This window comes from Arthrobacter sp. NPDC056886 (genome assembly GCF_042788715.1).
Lineage (GTDB): Bacteria > Actinomycetota > Actinomycetes > Actinomycetales > Micrococcaceae > Arthrobacter.
Genome location: NZ_JBHUBT010000002.1, coordinates 112,425 through 127,383, shown reverse-complemented (window position 1 = coordinate 127,383; position 14,959 = coordinate 112,425). Strand labels below are relative to the sequence as shown.

Sequence of the window (14,959 nt, the reverse complement as noted above, 5' to 3'; positions counted from 1 at the left end):
GTCACTCGGCCGTATCGAATTCGGTGCCGAGAAGTTCCTCCGCACCTGTCGTGACCACCACGGTCCCTGCCGGCGGCCCGTCCGTCAGGACCGCAACGTCGCCGTTGATGCGCTGGACCGTGATGGATTGGCGCACGTAGACCCGGGGCTCCGGGTTGGCGTAGACCCACGCCTTGCCCGAGCTGTCGTACAGTATGGCCCCGTAGGGGACGGTGAGCTTTTTGGTCTGGGGATCCACGGCAATCACTGCCGTCTCGATCCCGACCCGTTCGACGGCGTGCTCGGTGAGGGTGAGCCGGTGAAGGTCCGTGCCGGGGACTTCGGCGATCTCCGCCGGTTCGCCTTCGGACGGTGCGGCCTCCGGCGCCTGCGCGCATCCTGCAGCGGAGACCGCTGTTAAGACCGTTACGAATACCGCCAGGATGAAAGTGGACACCTTGTTGCCCCGCGGCGACTGTGGGGAGTTCATGGCGCATCCTGGCTTTCAGTTGGGGCAGCGGTGCCCTGGCCGGGCCGGGCGCTGGGTGCTGGCTTCGGTTCGAATCGCAGCAGCATTGCGGGCACAACAAACAGGGTGAAGAAGGTTGTTGTCAGCAGGCCGCCCCAGATGATCACGGCAAGCGGCAGGATAATTTCCGTTCCGACGACGCCACCCAAGAGGACCAGCGGCAAGAGCGCCAGGGCCGTTACCACTGCGGACATCAGGACGGGCCCCAGCCTTTCCTTGGTTCCGCGGACCACCAGCGCAGGCCAGGGCGTCGAAGCGTCTGTTGCCCGCAGGCTCCGGACCTGGCCTGTCAGCAGGAGGGCGCCGCGGACGGCTATTCCCAGCACTGCGGCGAAGGCGACAAGGGCCACCAACGAGTTGACGCCCCCTATGGCCTGGGCGGCCAGCACCCCGCCGGACAGCGCCAGGATCAGGCCAAGGAACAGCGGGGCGGCGAGCCGCCAGCTTCCCGTCGCCGTCTGCAGCAGCACCAGGATGCCCGCGGCGGCGACGGCGGCGAGCAGCCAGAGCCACTGGTAATTGTTTTGTTGCTGGGCGTACTGGGTGAGGATCTCGGCATGGTAGGAAATCGGGAACTGCATCTGTTGCAGGCCCGTGTCGATGTCCCGCTGGATGTCGCCCAGCGGGCGGCCCTGGATCTCGGCCTTGACGTCGATGCGCCGTGAGGTGTCGTCGTGCAGGATCACGGACTCGTTCCCGACCATGGTCACCTGCGCGACATCGCCGAGGCGGGCGTGCTCGCCGTTGGGTGTGTCGATAATCAGGTTGCGGACGCTGTCAAGGCTGCTGTGGGTGGCCGCATTCCCCTTCACAATGACCGAGAAGACCTTCTGCTGTTCGTAGAGGTTGCCGACTTCGATGCCTTGCAGCAGGGCGGCAGCCGCCCGCCGGACATCACCGGGGACGACGCCGGCCTTTTGGGCCGCGGCCAGGTCCACTTTAACCTCGGCGATCGGCTGTTCGGCGGGCAGATCGACATGCGGATTGACCACGCCGGCCGTGTGCTCAAGTATCTTTTGCACCTCCGCCGCCTTCTGCCGCAGAATCGTCGGGTCCAGTCCGAAGACCCGGACGGCAAAGCCGCTGTCCGCTTCTTCCCGGATCTGGTCGATGCGTTCCTGCGGGTAGGTGGAGACTTTGCTGGTCAGGCCCGGATAGCCTGCGATCACCCGGTCGACGGCGGCGGCCGTGTCGGGGTAGGACGCGTCCGGGGCCACGGTCACCCACAGCTCGCCTGAGCTGACGTCGCCGACCTGATCCGAGGTGATCGCACGCCCGACGTGTCCTCCGACGTTGGCCACTCCCTGCACTTTGCGCAGTTCTCCGGCAGCCGCTTCGGTGATCCGGCTCATTTCCTGGTCCGAGGTGCCGGCTATCGCGCTCCAGTGCACCACCAGGGTCTTGTCCGCCAGCACCGGAACCACTGGACGGGTCCCGGCCAACTGGGGTGCGAGCGCCAGTCCTGCCACCGCCACCACCACCGCGACGGCGAATACCCACCGCGTCTTTTGCGTTAGGCGCGTTACCGTGCGGCCGTACGCGCCTTGCAGCCGCGCTAGCGAACGGCGTTCCGGCGTCTTGGAACCGCCAGGCAGGACGAATGCCAGGGCCGCCGTGACCGTCAGTGCGACAATCATCGAGACCACCAGCGCGAGCAGATAGCTCTGCACCAGGGGGCCGAACAGGGCGCCGTTCTCGCCGGAAATGAAGAAAGCAGGCGTGAGCGCCAGGGCCATGATCAGCAGCGAATAGAGGATGGGTGTGCGGGCTGCCCGCAGGGCGCCCGGGATCACCGAGTCGCGTCGGTCCTGGCCCTGTTCCGGGCCCTGAACCGGGGCGTGGTCCTTGCCGGTGCCGGGTCCGGCGTCGGCGGATGCTGAGTCTGCCCCGGCGGCTGCCCCGGCGGGCGCCCTGGCGGCGGCGCTGCGTGCCCGTGCAATTCCGTTCAGGTCCTCCGCAACATCTCCCACGATGACTGCCAAAGCAAGCACCAGGCCGGCCAGGACCATGGTGTTCATCCCGGTGCCGCGCAGATCGAGCATTAGCGCTGCCGCGGTCAGCGACACCGGAATCGTGATCAGACTGATCAGGGCCGTGCGCCAGGAACGGAAGAAGGCACCGAACAGGGCAACGATCAGCAGCAACGCGATCAGCGCAGCGACGCCGACCGTCCCGACCTCTTCGTCGATAAAGGAGGCCTGCCGATAGACGCTGGTATCGATCGTGACTCCTGGCAAACCGGGTTGGAGCTCGCGGAGGACCTCGTCAACGCCCCGGGTCACGTCCATCGTGTTGGTCTCCGGGAACTTCTCGATGACCAGCAATAGCTCGGCTTCGTTGCTGAGCAGGGCGTCGCCGATCAGGGGCTGGTGGTCGGTTGCCACCGTGGCCACGTCCTTGAGCAGGAGCTTGCCGGCCGGACCCTGGAGGGGAACCTGGCCCAGGTCTTCCGGGGTGGTGATCGGCAGGACATGCTGGACGCCGATCCGCTGATGGCCCGTCTCGAAGAAACCGCCGGTGCCCGGTGTGGATGCTTCCAAGTAGCTCAGTGGCGAAACCCACACGGAGTTGCCGGTCGTCTTGATGACCTCGTCAAGGGTGACTCCCTTGGCCTCGAGCCGTGCCGGGTCCACCAGGACCTGCAGTTGCTGGTCGCGCTGGCCCCAGATGGCCACGTTCGCGACCCCGGGCACGGCCAAGAGCCCGGGCTTCATGGTCCAGCGGGCCAGGACGGACATGTCGATGGCGGACATCTTTTGGGAGGTCAGCCGGACCATCATGACCCGGCTGGTCGAGGACAGCGGCTGCATGAGCACTGGAGCCGCCGAAACATTGGGCAGTGCGCGCGCCTGGGTGAGCCGTTCCGAGACGAGCTGGCGTGCACGGAAGAGGTCTGTCCCCGGCTTGAAGACCATCTGGATCGACGAAAGGCCGGGCACGGATTTGGACCGGATTGCCTCAACCCACGCCACCCCGTTCAGCAGGTCGGCCTCCATGGGGGAGGTGATGAGTTGCTCCACCTCGGCGGCCGAGAGTCCCAGGGCTTCAGTCTGGATCTCAACCTGCGGCGGGGCGAACTCCGGAAAGGCGTCCACGGACATGGTGGGCAGGTTGGTGAGCCCGAGGGCAAGGATTCCTGCCGCAGCGGCCAGGACCAAGAGCCTGAACTGCAGAGTCCAGCGCACGATTGCGCTCATCATGGCCGTTACCCCGCATGCCGCGCAGGGGTGCCGGGACCCGGGAAATGACTTCGGCGTCGTCGGTAGCGTGGGCCGCCGGGGAGGGCCTGGGGAGTGGGCGGGCCGTGCAGCGGCCCTGCCGCGGAAGCGGTTTCTGGGCAAACGGTGCTGACTGCTTTTCCTGTGTGGCGAAATGCCGATATTCCATTCACGGCGCGGCTCCTCAACCCTAAAGCCATAGCGCCCCCCAGCCGTCAAGAGCAATAATGATCTTCGGGCACACAGGCGTCAATAGAGATACAGGTGATCGCCATGAAAGCAGTCGCAGGGGACCGCATCATCATTCGGGGGACCACGGTCGAGTCCACCGACAGGCACGGCCAGATCCTCGAGGTGAGAGGGGCCGATGGTGCGCCGCCGTACCTGGTCAGGTTCGACGACGGCCACGAGACGATCATGTTTCCCGGTGGTGATTTCGTCGTCGAACGGCCCGGGAGCGGGCCCTAGCAACACCGTGCCGGAAACTCGGCCCTAGAAACTCGACGAACTCCCGGACCCGGAGAAGCTGCCGCCGCTGGACCCGTACCCGGTGGTAGTGCCGCCGCCGCGCGCGCTGCCGACGCTGCTGACGCCGCTGGTGAAGCCGCTGTTGAAGCTCGGGACCGAGAAGAAGTAGTAGGACGGGTACACCGTTCCGAGAATGCTTGGCTCGTACGCGCGGCCGTATTTGGCCTTGGTCCCCGCCTGCGCACTGTCCATTTCCTGGCGCATGAGTCCGGCTTCCTTGTCATTGCGGGCATAGGCGTCGATCAAGGTGTCGGCGTGGTTCTTCAGGAGCTCTGAGAGGTGGGTCCGGGCGTCACGAAGCCGGTCCAACGCCGTCTCGGGTGTGATTGAGCCGTCCGCCAGTTCCGCCGACCAGCGCTCCACATCACGCTGGCTTTCATCGCGGAAGGACCGCAGTGCCGCCGCCGTCGCCGAGGCTCCCTCGCCGCGGCGCTGGCTGAGCAGGTTTTCCAGGTCGTCCAGGTCACTGCGGAACGGCTCGAGCTGGCGGTCCCAGGCGGCGGGCCACGCTGAGCCGCGGTTGAGCAAGGCATTGGTATCGGCGATCACGTCGTCCAGTGCGTCGAGTTCGGCCGCGGAGTCGGCGTAGCTCCGGACCAGTTTGAGGTTGGGCCGGCGGCTCAGGTCCCGGCCGCTGAAGGCATGTACCTGGTTGGAAAGTTCGGTGGCTGTGTTGTACCGGTTCACGAATGTGCGGTGCTTCTCCAGGACTGTGCTTCCGTACCGGGACGACTCGGGAATGGTGCTGGCGTTGAGCTCGGTGACCTGCAGGTCCATGCTGACGTTGGCGTAGCTTGCGTCGCCCCGGGCCAGTTCCTTCCGGCTGGATACCCGGGTCCGCCACCGCACGATCAGCCACGCTGCAGCCCCGCAGATCGCGGCGGCCACTGCCGTCCAGGCCGTGACGAGGAAAGCCGTGGAACGGTACCACGGCTGATTGATGAGTTCGGCGCCGCGGCGGATCCCAGCGATGGTGCCGTCGGTCCACTGCGCATCGCGGAGCAGTTCCTTGGAGGCGTTCTGGATGTCCTCGCGCTGTTCGGGCGAGACCTTCCGGTCCTCACCCATGTACGTCCCCACATGCCGGCCCACCGGATCGAGGGCGAAGATGAACAGCCCGTCCGCCCACTTCTGCCCGTCGGAGCTGATCCATTCGGGGTGTTCGGCGCGGGCGAACCGCAGGACTTCCGCGTTCAGGTTGTCCGCGGCCGTGCCGTTGTACGTGTAGATAGCGACCTTGGTGGGCTCGTAAAAGTCGGTTGACCGAACCGCCGGGAGCAGCGTTCTTTGGTCCAATACCCCGGCGCGGTCTTCAACCACGACGGCGGTGGGGGTAACGGCCAGCGCCACGGAGGCTCCGCCGAGAAGGCCAGCTAGCAGCACCACCAGAGCAGCGAGGGCTTTGCGCGTGATTCCCATTTTCCGAGCGTAGTGGCTGGCACCAGCGGCGTCGAGAAGGGATGAATCCGCAGGTCAGGTGTCCCGTTGGGCCGGGCCACCGCCTAGGATTACGGCATGTCAACCTATGAAGTTACCCGCAGCGCAGTCATTCCAGCACCGGCACAGGACATCTTTCCGTTGGTCAACAGCTTCCACGAATGGACCAAGTGGTCCCCCTGGGAGGCCGTAGATCCCGCCATGGAGCGGAGCTACTCCGGCAGCGAATCCGGCGTCGGCGCCAAGTATGCCTGGAGCGGGAACCGCAAGGCTGGCTCGGGCACCATGGAGATTGTCCAGACCGCCGAGCCGCGCGACATCAAGATCCGGCTGGAGTTCACCAAGCCCTTCAAGGCGGTCAACCCCACGTCATTCACATTCACGCCCTCAGGCAACGGCACCCAGGTCACCTGGACCATGACCGGGGAGAACAAGGGCATCGGCAAGGTCTTCGCGCTGTTCATGAATATGGACAAGATGGTGGGCGCGGACTTTGAAAAAGGCCTGGCCTCGCTCGCGGGCGCCGTCGCACAGCGACAAGCCTGAGGAGGGACTCCGCCGGACAGCCCGGTAACGGCTCGCAAATCACGGGGAACGGCCGATTCGGGCTGTCAGGGCTGCGCGGCGGTCCGGACCCGCCCGGGCGGTGCTTAGGTCCATGTCCGGAATTGAATCCGATAGTGCGCTCAGGAGTGCAAAGTACCGCCGGCCCCTGTCTCCCAGCCACAATTCAGGGTCCTCGCGGGTTGTGTTGACCGCGGTGTGAAAGAGTGCGACTGCTGGAGCCGCCAATGCCACGCTGATCGGTCAATCAGAAAGCCGGAATCCATGAGCCGGAATGCCACGCAGAGTCATCGAGGAATCGCCGTGCGGCTGCTTGTTGCAGCAGTCCTGGTGGTGTCGGCTGCGGCGTGCGAACCGTCGCCGCCGGGCGGCGGACCGATTCCTACTTCTGAGAGCACGGCCACCGCGGGGGCGGGGTCGAAGCCCGGGCACGTGTTCGTGATCAATCTCGAGAACAAGGGCTACAACAAGGTATGGGGCGCAGGCTCTGAGGCCCCCTATCTGTCGCAGACGCTTCGCAGCGAGGGTGTCCTGCTTTCCGAGTACTACGGGATCGCCCACAATTCGAACCCGAACTACCTGGCCCAGATCTCCGGCCAGGCATCCAACGCCATGACACGCGACGACTGCCCCACCTACGCCGCCTTCCAGCTGACGGGGACCGACTCGCTGGGCCGGGCGGAGGGCAACGGCTGCGTCTATCCGGCGTCGGTCCCCACCGTGGCCGGGCAGCTCAGCGCCGCCGGCAAGATCTGGAAGGGCTACATGGAGGACATGGGCACGCCGTGCCGTCATCCTGAACTTGGCGGGAAGGACAGCAGCCAGGGGGCCAAGGTGGGCGACCAGTACGCGACGCGGCACAACCCGTTCGTGTACTTCCAGGCCATCACCTCGTCGCCGGAGTGCCAGAGCAACGTGGTGGACTTTAGCGAACTCCGCGGCGACCTCCAGTCCGTGTCCACCACGCCGAACCTGTCCTACATCTCGCCCAATCTTTGCAATGACGGCCACGACAACCCCTGCGTCGATGGCAGCGCGGGCGGACTAACGGCCGCCGACAGTTGGCTGAGCCAGCAGGTCCCGGCAATCTTGGCCTCACCGGCCTTCCGGCAGGACGGGATGCTGGTCATCACCTTCGATGAGTCCGAAGGCAAGACGGTTGGGCCGTCAGGGCTGCTGCCCGGAGGGACCGCCGGCGGCAGGATTGGCGCTCTGGTCCTCTCGCCGTTCACTGAGGGCGGCACGACGTCGGACCGGGCCTACAACCACTTCAGCCTCCTGGCGAGCATCGAAGACGCGTTCTCCCTGCCACGCCTCGGGTACGCCGGGGCGCCGGGTCTGAACAGCTTCGGCAACGACGTCTTCAATGCGGGCTCCTAGCGGCCCGAACCGAACCGGCAGGAGCGGCCTCTAGCTCGCTGCGGGGGCCGCGCCGTTGCCGTTGCCGTTGGAGTCCAGGCCGTATTCGGCCGAGATCAGGATGGGAAGGTGGTCCGAGGCGCCACGGGGCAGCGTTTCCACGCTTTCGATCTCGAGCCCCTGCGAGGTGGCAAAGTCGAAGTGGCCCTTGAAGACCCGGTAGCGGGTGTAGGTCCGGCGGTCACTCATTGTGAGGTCGTAGCCGGCGTCCTTCATCTGCGCTGTCAGGGACTTGGTGAAGAACGGATAGTTGAAGTCACCCACCATCAGCGACATCAGGCCGCCGCCCATACTGAGCAGCTCCGCATGGGCGGCATGGATCTGGTTCCGGCGCAGGGAGTTCGACGCAGTCAACGGCGCCGCGTGGAACGAAGCGATGACGAGGCCGTGGTCGGTCTCGTTGTCGGTCACGCGCGTGCCGATCAGCCGCTCATGCGCGGGTGCCAGGACCCGGTCGTGGAGGGACTTCTTCAAGGCAAACGTCTGCGTCTCGTAGGCGGTGAAGCGGTCCTTGCGGTAGTAGATCGCCAGGCCCAGCCGGTTGCCCCGTGTGGAGTCGGCAAGGTGCAGGTCCCCGATGGTTTCCGGCAGATCGTCCGTGTCGCACTCCTGGAGGCACAAAGCATCAATCTCGAAATCGCGGGCCAAATCGACCAGCTCGCCGCTGGCCGCATGCTTGCGGAGGTTGTAGCTGATGACTCTAAGCAGGGGGAGCACCTCTTCGGTGGATAGTGGTTGAAACCTGACCCGAGTCTACCCAGTCAGAGCGGATCGAGGGGGAATAACCGCCGCGCGCGTCCGGATCAGAGCCGCAAACACGGCGGCCGATACGGCCGCGGGCGGGGTGGTGTGGCAGGGTGCCGCCAGCCCGAAAGGATAGTGTGTTCTGGACTCACCAGCTACGCGAAAGGGCGGACGTTGACTGCTGCACAACCGGAACTTGCCGAGGGCGATTTCTACTATGCGACGTTGGGCGACGGGCGGTTCCGCTCCACGATCCATGCCCAGGGTGCCTGGAACGAACACGAGCAGCACATGGCCCCCGCGTCCGGCATCATGGCCGACGCCCTGGCCAGGCATGAGCCCCGCGAGGACATGCGCATGGCGCGGCTCAGCTACGAAATCCTCGGGCTGATCCCGGGCGGTGAGTTCGAAGTGGTGACCTCCACCCTCCGCCCCGGCCGGACCATCGAGTTGGTCCAAGCCGAGCTCGTTGCCGGAGGCCGCACGGCCATCCGCGCCACGGCCTGGCGGATGATCACCTCGGACACGTCCGCCATCGCGGCTTTCGAGGATCCCCGGATCCCCGCACCAGAGGACTGCGAACCCTACGACGCCGCACGCATTTGGCCCGGCGGCTACATCGCCTCACTGCACATGCGGATCGCCGAGGGCCACCGGGCAGGCTCGGGGACCGTCTGGCTCCGCACCGACTACCCGCTGACCGACCAGGCAGACAGCGGCGACCTCGCCCGGCTGGTCGGCCTGGTGGATACAGCCAATGGAATCGCCGCCCGGGTCCCGCCGGGCAAAGGCAGCTATGCCTTCCCCAACCTCGACCTGCAAATCCATATGTACCGGCAGCCTGAGGGGGAGTGGCTGGGGCTGGACAACGAGGTAACGTTCGGCACGGACGGGATCGGACTGACCTCCACGGTGCTGCATGACCTGACGGGCCCGTTCGGCCGCGCCGAACAGATCCTGACGCTCCGCAGATCCTGACCCTGCAAGCCCCAGGCGGTATGGAAGTCCCTAGCTGGCGTGGAAGACGAGCCAGCCGGCCAGCGTGGCCAGTGCCGTCAGGGCGGCGCCCCAGAGGATGTCGACAACAACCAGCCGCCAAGGCCACGTCTTGAGCGTGGCGGCATTGGTGAGGTCGTACGTGGCGTAGGCAAACGCGCCCAGGGCGGCACCGTAGCCGACGGCGCTGAGCCAGGTGCCGCCGTCGAGCGCTGGCCGCAGGGCAAAGAACACGATCCCGGCAATGTAGATCACGTAGAACACCACCGCGTACCCTAGATTGGGCTTGTCGGCCATCAGGTCACCAATCTGACGGCGGTAGAACGGGTTCATCGTCTTGAGCCAGATGGCGTCGATGATGGCGAACGCGGCGGCGACGACGAGGAATTCCAGAATGACCATAAGGGAGCATAACAACATGCCGCAGGCACCAGCCGGGCCCCGGACCCTGACGGTGGTGCGGCAGCCGGAATCACTCGGTGCCGCCGCCGACCTCGACTTCGCGCTCGGGCTCCTCCAGAAGGTCAAGACAGGCGCGTTGGGACCCACCCTGCGGCTTTACCGGCCCGTTCCCACGGTCGCTTTCGGGCAGCGCGACACGCACCTGCCCGGGTTCGAGGCCGCCGCCGCGGCGTGCAGACAGCTTGGCTTCGAGCCGCTGGTCCGCAAGGCAGGGGGCCGGGCGGCGGCGTACCACCAGCGGACGCTCGTCATCGATCATCTGGAGCCCGATACGGACGCGATTGCCGGGGCCAAGGGGCGGTTTTCGCGCTTTGGTGACCTGCTGGCCGGGGCGCTGCGCGACGCCGGCGTGGATGCCGGCGTCGGTGAGATCCCCGGGGAGTATTGCCCGGGCGAGTTCAGCGTGCACGGCAGCGACCCGGAGTTCCCGGAGCGCCGGATCAAGCTTGTCGGCACCGCCCAGCGGGTGGTCGCCGGCGGCTGGCTCTTCAGCTCCGTGATCGTGGTGGCGGACTCCGCCCCGATCCGCGCGGTCCTGGAGGCCAGTTACGCCGCCCTGGGCCTGGAGTGGGATCCGGCGACGGCGGGCGCGGCCGACGACCTCGTGCCCGGCCTGGACGTCGACGCTGTTGAGGCTGCGGTGATCGCCGCCTACGGACGCTACGCCCCGCTCAGCTACGCGGAGTTCTCGAGCCTGCTCTGACCCCGGGGGCGGCCTCTAAACGGACGGCTTTCCGCCAGTAGTGGCGGCAAGGATGCTGCCCAAATTGCGGTATTTGGCCAGGCGCCGGGGGAGCAGTTCGTCCACCCCGGTGCAGGCGAGCGTGGCGAGTTCGTATTCGATCGCCCGGCCCAGGCGCCGGCAGAAGGCCTGTGTCTCCTCGGCCGCGTCGGGGCGCTCGTCCACGATGTGGTCCACGAGTCCGTTGGCGTGCAGGGATGCGACGTTGACGCCTTGGGCCTCGGACATGGCCGGGGCGAAACCAGTGCTCCGGTGGACGATGGCGCTGGCGCCTTCGGGCGGGAGCGGGGACAGCCAGGCGTGCTGGGCCGCGATGGTCCGGTCTGCGGGAAGGAGGGCCAGTGCCCCGCCGCCGGCGCCCTGTCCGAGCAGCACGGACACCGTGGGCGCGTCGAGCCCGATGAGGTCGTGCAGGGAGCGGGCGATCTCGCCGGCCAGGCCGCCCTCCTCGGCCTCTTGGGACAGGGCGGCGCCGGCGGTGTCGATGATGGTGAGCAGCGGGAGCCCGAGTTCCTCGGCGAGGCGCATGCCGCGTCGGGCCTCCCTGAGGGACGCCGGTCCCATCGCCGACTGTGCCACTTCCGTCTGTCCCATGCCCGTCGGCCGCGTCGGCCTGGGCCGCGTGTGGCCGATGACCACGCAGGATTGCTGGCCGAAACGGGCCAGGGCCAGCTGGAGGCCGGGGTCCTTTTCGCCCTGGCCGGTGCCGTTGAGCGGGAGCACGTCCCGGGCGCCGTGCGCCAGCAACTGCCGCATATCCGGCCGGCGGGAATTGCGGGAGATGCCGATCGACTCCCAGGCGCCGGCGCCGGACGGCTCCACGGACAGCGTCTCGGGTGCGGCGACAGGGGCGTGGGGGCCGGTGACCAGGATGCTCAGGGCACGGTCGACGACGTCGGACAGTTGCCAGGGCGGGACCACCGCGTCAATCAGCCCCTTGTCGAAGAGGTTCTCGGCGCTCTGGACGTTCTCCGGAAACGGCACGCCGTGGAGCGCCTCGTAAACCCGGGGCCCGAGGAAGCCGAGCAGGGCTCCGGGCTCGGCGGCGGTGATGTGGCCGAGGGATCCCCACGAGGCCATCACCCCTCCCGTGGTGGGATGCCGCAGATAGACCAGATAGGGCAGCCCGGCCTTCCGGTGGGTGCGGACGGCGGCGCTGATCTTGACCATGGACAGGAACGCGATGGTTCCTTCCTGCATGCGGGTGCCGCCTGAGGCAGGTCCGGCGAGGAGGGGCAGGCCTTCGCCGGTGGCGCGTTCGACGGCGTTGACGATCCGTTCCGCCGCGGCCTGGCCGATGGAGCCGGCGAGGAACCGGAACTCGCTGATGATGACGGCGACCCGGCGGCCGCGGATCAGGCCTTCGCCGGTGAGGACTGATTCGTCCACGCCGCTCTTGGCCCGGGCAGCGGCCAGCTCCTGCCGGTACTCGGGGCCGGGATCAGGGTCCGTGACGGGCGCATCCCAGCTCCGGTAGGACCCGGGATCGAGTACCGCGGCGATGAGTTCGGTGGCACCCAGGTGCCGGACCTTCTGCTGGGTCAGCATGCCCGGTCCCCGTCCTGTGCCGGGCCGGATTCTGTGGCGATGCTGGCGGCTGTCAGCCCGAGCCAGCGGCGGATTTGGTCCCCGTCCTGGTCCAGCAACGGCGGCGCAGTGTGGGCCTTCAGCGTGGTTTCTGCGGTGTCGGCGGCGCTGAAGAATCGCAGCGGCGGGCCCGGCAGGCTCACGGTACCGAGGACTTTGTGGTCGACGTCGATCACGAGGCCCTGCGAGTGGACCTGTTCCCATTCGTAGACTTCGTCCAGGCTTCTGACCTTGCCGGCCGGGATGCCGGCGTCGTTGAGTTTGGTGAGCAGCGGCTCCGCCTCGAAATCGGCGAACACCCGCTCCACTTCCTCGATGACTTTCTCGCGGTTGCGCACGCGGTCCGCGTTTGTGGCGAACTCCGGCCGCGCGGCGTCGATCCCGAACGTCGTAGCGAACGTGGTCCAGAGCTTCTCGCTTCCCACACTGATCTGCACCCTGCCCTGCTGGCAGTGGAACAGGCCGTAGGGGGCAATCGAGGGGTGGTGGTTGCCCTGGGCCTTTGGGGTTTCCCCCGCAACCGAGGCCCTGGTGCCCTGGAAGGCGTGGACCCCGATCAGCGCGGCGAGCAGTGACGTGCGGACGATCTGGCCCTGGCCTGTGCGCTCACGCTGCAGCAACGCCGCGAGGGTGCCGAACGCCCCGTACATTCCGGAGAGGAGGTCGGCGATGGGGACGCCGACGCGCTGCGGATCGTCCGGAGCGGAGCCGGTCAGGGACATCAGCCCGGCCTCGCCCTGGAGGATCTGGTCGTATCCGCTGCGCCGGGATTCCGGGCCGTCGTGTCCGAACCCGGTGATGGAGAGGACCACCAGCGCCGGATTCAGGGCATGCATCTGCGCCGCGGAGAACCCGAGCCGGTCCAGGACGCCGGGGCGGAAGTTCTCGATGACCACATCGGCACGCTCCAGCAGTTCACGCAGCACGGCCCGCCCGTCGTCGCTCTTCAAGTCCAGGGCAATGGATTCCTTGTTGCGGTTGCAGGACAGGAAGTACGTGGCCTGCGGATCATCTTCCGGGCCCACGAACGGCGGGCCCCAGCCGCGGGTGTCATCTCCGGTGCCGGGGTTCTCCACCTTGATCACCCGGGCGCCGAGGTCAGCCAGCATCATCCCGGCATGCGGGCCGGCCAGGGCACGGCTCAGGTCCACCACGAGATAGCCGGTCAGGGGGCCTTCGGCGTCGGGCGTGGGTTCGGTGCTCATTGGCGTGTTCCTTCTCTGGTCGGTCTTTGCGGGTGCGCGCGGCGTGTGCGGTGTGCCTGCGCGGTTGGTTGATGTGCCGGTTACCTCCAGCGGTTACATTTAGCGGTCACATCCAGCGGGGCACCACCATGACCAGCCAGGCGATGGCCGGCCCGAAGGCGACGACGACGCCGCTGTACGCCAGGATCTGCTTGTAGAACCTGTCCTTGTCCACGTCCTCTGGCGCGTTGGCCAGGACCAGGGCGCCGTTGGTGGAGAACGGGGACACGTCCACGATCGTGGAGGCCACGGCCAGGGCCGCGATCACGCCGACGGCGCCGACCTCGCCGGTGGCCAGGAACGGCACCGCCAGTGGGATGAGGGCCGCGAGGATGGCGGTGGAGGACGCGAAGGCCGACACGATGGCGCCGATGTAGCAGATCAGCAGGGCGGCGAGCAGGGGCATGCCAAGTTCCGCCACTCCGCCGGACACGAAGGCGATGGTGCCGGCTTCTTCGAGGACGCCAACGAACGTGAGCATGCCGCAGATGAGAAGGACGGTGGACCAGCTGATCTTGTTGACGGCGCCCTTCTGCGCTGCGGGGGACACGAGGGCGAGGACGATTGCGATGGTGATTGAAACGAAGCCGACGTCCACCTTGAATCCGAGCGAGATGACGGCCAGGGCGATCAGGCCCAGGATGGTGATGAGCTGGGGCATGGAAGCACGGGCGCCGCCGGCCGGAGGTGCGCCTGCCCCGGCTGGAAGGGCCGCCGGGGATGCACCGGAGCCGCCTGAGGTGCCTTTGGCCGAGACGCCGGCGGCGGAGATGTCGGAGCCGGAGCCCTGCAGCGTGACGCCGGCCGCGCGGGCACCCACGCTGACGGACATGCGCTTTTCGGCGGCCTGTTCCACGAATCGCCCGCCCGGGGTGGACAGCAGTTTGCCGCCGCCGAGGACGACAAACAGCACCAGCGCGATGGCCAGGTTGAAGAGGAAACTGGCCAGGAAGATAGCCATCGGGTTAGCGTCCAGCTCCGTCTTGGCAATGATGCTGTTGACGGTCACGCCATAGACGGCGATGGGGGAGAAGCCGCCGGCCTGCGCGCCGTGGACCACCATCATGCCCATCATGAGTGGATTGATTTTGTGCTTGGCGGCGAAGCTCAGGGCGATCGGCGCGATGATGGCCACGGCGGCCGGGGAGAGGGCGCCGACGGCGGTGATCACCGCGGTGATGGCGAACATGACCCACGGGATCAGGGCAACTTTGCTGCCGACCAACCGGACTGCGCCCCGGACCAGCAGGTCGATGGTGCCGTTGTTCTGCGCGATGGCGAACAGGTAGGTGACCCCGACGATGGTCAGGAACAGGCCGCCGGGGAAGTTGGCCAGGATGTCGTTGGTGGACATCCCCAGCACCACGGAGCCCAGCAGGAAGGCACCTACAAAGGCCAGGGCACCCATGTTGAGGGGCAGCACCGTGGCCAGCAGGAACATCACCGCCAGGATGATGATGGACAGGACGGGAGCGGACATCGTTGTTCCTCCGGATCGAAGAGATTCACT

The 14,959-nt window shown here is 67.0% G+C and carries 13 protein-coding genes; 5 read left to right on the top strand and 8 right to left on the bottom strand.

All coding sequences use genetic code 11. The annotated features are described in order from the left end of the window. Position 1: 1 nt before the first annotated feature. Both ACFRJ8_RS03700 and ACFRJ8_RS03695 read right to left on the bottom strand, forming a co-directional pair. Positions 2–469, bottom strand: coding sequence for a hypothetical protein (locus tag ACFRJ8_RS03700; protein WP_377984797.1), 468 nt, complete (start codon positions 467–469; stop codon positions 2–4). Then, the gene (locus ACFRJ8_RS03695) at positions 466–3,708 is read right to left on the bottom strand and encodes an efflux RND transporter permease subunit (RefSeq protein WP_377984796.1); all 3,243 of its coding nucleotides are present in this window, start codon (positions 3,706–3,708) and stop codon (positions 466–468) included. The genes ACFRJ8_RS03700 and ACFRJ8_RS03695 overlap by 4 nt, the downstream gene beginning before the upstream one ends. Before the next feature lie 291 nt (positions 3,709–3,999). On the opposite strand from ACFRJ8_RS03695, the gene ACFRJ8_RS03690 reads away from it, so the two are divergent. Further along, entirely contained in the window at positions 4,000–4,194 is a 195-nt protein-coding gene (locus ACFRJ8_RS03690; RefSeq protein ID WP_377984795.1) for a DUF1918 domain-containing protein, read from the top strand. A 24-nt stretch (positions 4,195–4,218) separates the two neighbouring features. Here ACFRJ8_RS03690 and ACFRJ8_RS03685 read toward each other — a convergent pair whose 3' ends face one another. Further along, positions 4,219–5,673 carry a DUF5129 domain-containing protein gene (locus ACFRJ8_RS03685; protein ID WP_377984794.1) on the bottom strand — a complete coding sequence of 485 codons (1,455 nt, stop codon included), beginning with the start codon at positions 5,671–5,673 and terminating at the stop codon, positions 4,219–4,221. A gap of 96 nt (positions 5,674–5,769) precedes the next feature. Here ACFRJ8_RS03685 and ACFRJ8_RS03680 point away from each other — a divergent pair, with 96 nt between their 5' ends. Beyond that, positions 5,770–6,237 (top strand): SRPBCC family protein, encoded by a 468-nt coding sequence (locus ACFRJ8_RS03680; RefSeq protein WP_377984793.1) that lies wholly within the window; start codon positions 5,770–5,772, stop codon positions 6,235–6,237. A 321-nt stretch (positions 6,238–6,558) separates the two neighbouring features. After that, positions 6,559–7,635, top strand: a complete 1,077-nt coding sequence (locus ACFRJ8_RS03675; RefSeq protein ID WP_377984792.1) for an alkaline phosphatase family protein — start codon at positions 6,559–6,561, stop codon at positions 7,633–7,635. A gap of 30 nt (positions 7,636–7,665) precedes the next feature. On the opposite strand, the gene ACFRJ8_RS03670 is transcribed toward ACFRJ8_RS03675, so the two are convergent. Further along, a complete protein-coding gene (locus tag ACFRJ8_RS03670; protein ID WP_377984791.1) occupies positions 7,666–8,391 on the bottom strand; it encodes an endonuclease/exonuclease/phosphatase family protein in 726 nt (241 codons plus the stop codon). 201 nt (positions 8,392–8,592) lie between these two features. On the opposite strand from ACFRJ8_RS03670, the gene ACFRJ8_RS03665 reads away from it, so the two are divergent. After that, positions 8,593–9,396, top strand: a complete 804-nt coding sequence (locus ACFRJ8_RS03665; protein ID WP_377984790.1) for a thioesterase family protein — start codon at positions 8,593–8,595, stop codon at positions 9,394–9,396. Positions 9,397–9,426: 30 nt separating this feature from the next. On the opposite strand, the gene ACFRJ8_RS03660 is transcribed toward ACFRJ8_RS03665, so the two are convergent. Next, positions 9,427–9,816, bottom strand: coding sequence for a DUF2177 family protein (locus tag ACFRJ8_RS03660; RefSeq protein ID WP_377984789.1), 390 nt, complete (start codon positions 9,814–9,816; stop codon positions 9,427–9,429). A 16-nt stretch (positions 9,817–9,832) separates the two neighbouring features. Between ACFRJ8_RS03660 and ACFRJ8_RS03655 the strand changes: the two genes are divergently transcribed. Further along, positions 9,833–10,579, top strand: a complete 747-nt coding sequence (locus ACFRJ8_RS03655; protein WP_377984788.1) for a biotin/lipoate A/B protein ligase family protein — start codon at positions 9,833–9,835, stop codon at positions 10,577–10,579. 15 nt (positions 10,580–10,594) lie between these two features. On the opposite strand, the gene ACFRJ8_RS03650 is transcribed toward ACFRJ8_RS03655, so the two are convergent. The 3 genes from ACFRJ8_RS03650 to ACFRJ8_RS03640 all read right to left on the bottom strand — a co-directional run bounded on the left by ACFRJ8_RS03650 (position 10,595) and on the right by ACFRJ8_RS03640 (position 14,929). After that, entirely contained in the window at positions 10,595–12,166 is a 1,572-nt protein-coding gene (locus ACFRJ8_RS03650; RefSeq protein ID WP_377984787.1) for a carboxyl transferase domain-containing protein, read from the bottom strand. Next, positions 12,160–13,410: a CaiB/BaiF CoA transferase family protein gene (locus tag ACFRJ8_RS03645; RefSeq protein WP_377984786.1), complete on the bottom strand. Its 1,251-nt coding sequence runs from the start codon at positions 13,408–13,410 to the stop codon at positions 12,160–12,162. Before ACFRJ8_RS03645 ends, ACFRJ8_RS03650 begins: the two co-directional genes overlap by 7 nt. 106 nt (positions 13,411–13,516) lie before the next feature. Continuing rightward, positions 13,517–14,929 (bottom strand): SLC13 family permease, encoded by a 1,413-nt coding sequence (locus tag ACFRJ8_RS03640; protein ID WP_377984785.1) that lies wholly within the window; start codon positions 14,927–14,929, stop codon positions 13,517–13,519. Positions 14,930–14,959: the final 30 nt, after the last annotated feature.

Excerpts from the sequence above, each read along its gene's own strand:
- ACFRJ8_RS03700 (WP_377984797.1), bottom strand. The coding sequence starts at position 469 with ATGAACTCCCCACAGTCGCCGCGGGGCAACAAGGTGTCCACTTTCATC.
- ACFRJ8_RS03695 (WP_377984796.1), bottom strand. The coding sequence starts at position 3,708 with ATGATGAGCGCAATCGTGCGCTGGACTCTGCAGTTCAGGCTCTTGGTC.
- ACFRJ8_RS03690 (WP_377984795.1), top strand. The coding sequence starts at position 4,000 with ATGAAAGCAGTCGCAGGGGACCGCATCATCATTCGGGGGACCACGGTC.
- ACFRJ8_RS03685 (WP_377984794.1), bottom strand. The coding sequence starts at position 5,673 with ATGGGAATCACGCGCAAAGCCCTCGCTGCTCTGGTGGTGCTGCTAGCT.
- ACFRJ8_RS03680 (WP_377984793.1), top strand. The coding sequence starts at position 5,770 with ATGTCAACCTATGAAGTTACCCGCAGCGCAGTCATTCCAGCACCGGCA.
- ACFRJ8_RS03660 (WP_377984789.1), bottom strand. The coding sequence starts at position 9,816 with ATGGTCATTCTGGAATTCCTCGTCGTCGCCGCCGCGTTCGCCATCATC.
- ACFRJ8_RS03655 (WP_377984788.1), top strand. The coding sequence starts at position 9,833 with ATGCCGCAGGCACCAGCCGGGCCCCGGACCCTGACGGTGGTGCGGCAG.
- ACFRJ8_RS03650 (WP_377984787.1), bottom strand. The coding sequence starts at position 12,166 with ATGCTGACCCAGCAGAAGGTCCGGCACCTGGGTGCCACCGAACTCATC.
- ACFRJ8_RS03645 (WP_377984786.1), bottom strand. The coding sequence starts at position 13,410 with ATGAGCACCGAACCCACGCCCGACGCCGAAGGCCCCCTGACCGGCTAT.
- ACFRJ8_RS03640 (WP_377984785.1), bottom strand. The coding sequence starts at position 14,929 with ATGTCCGCTCCCGTCCTGTCCATCATCATCCTGGCGGTGATGTTCCTG.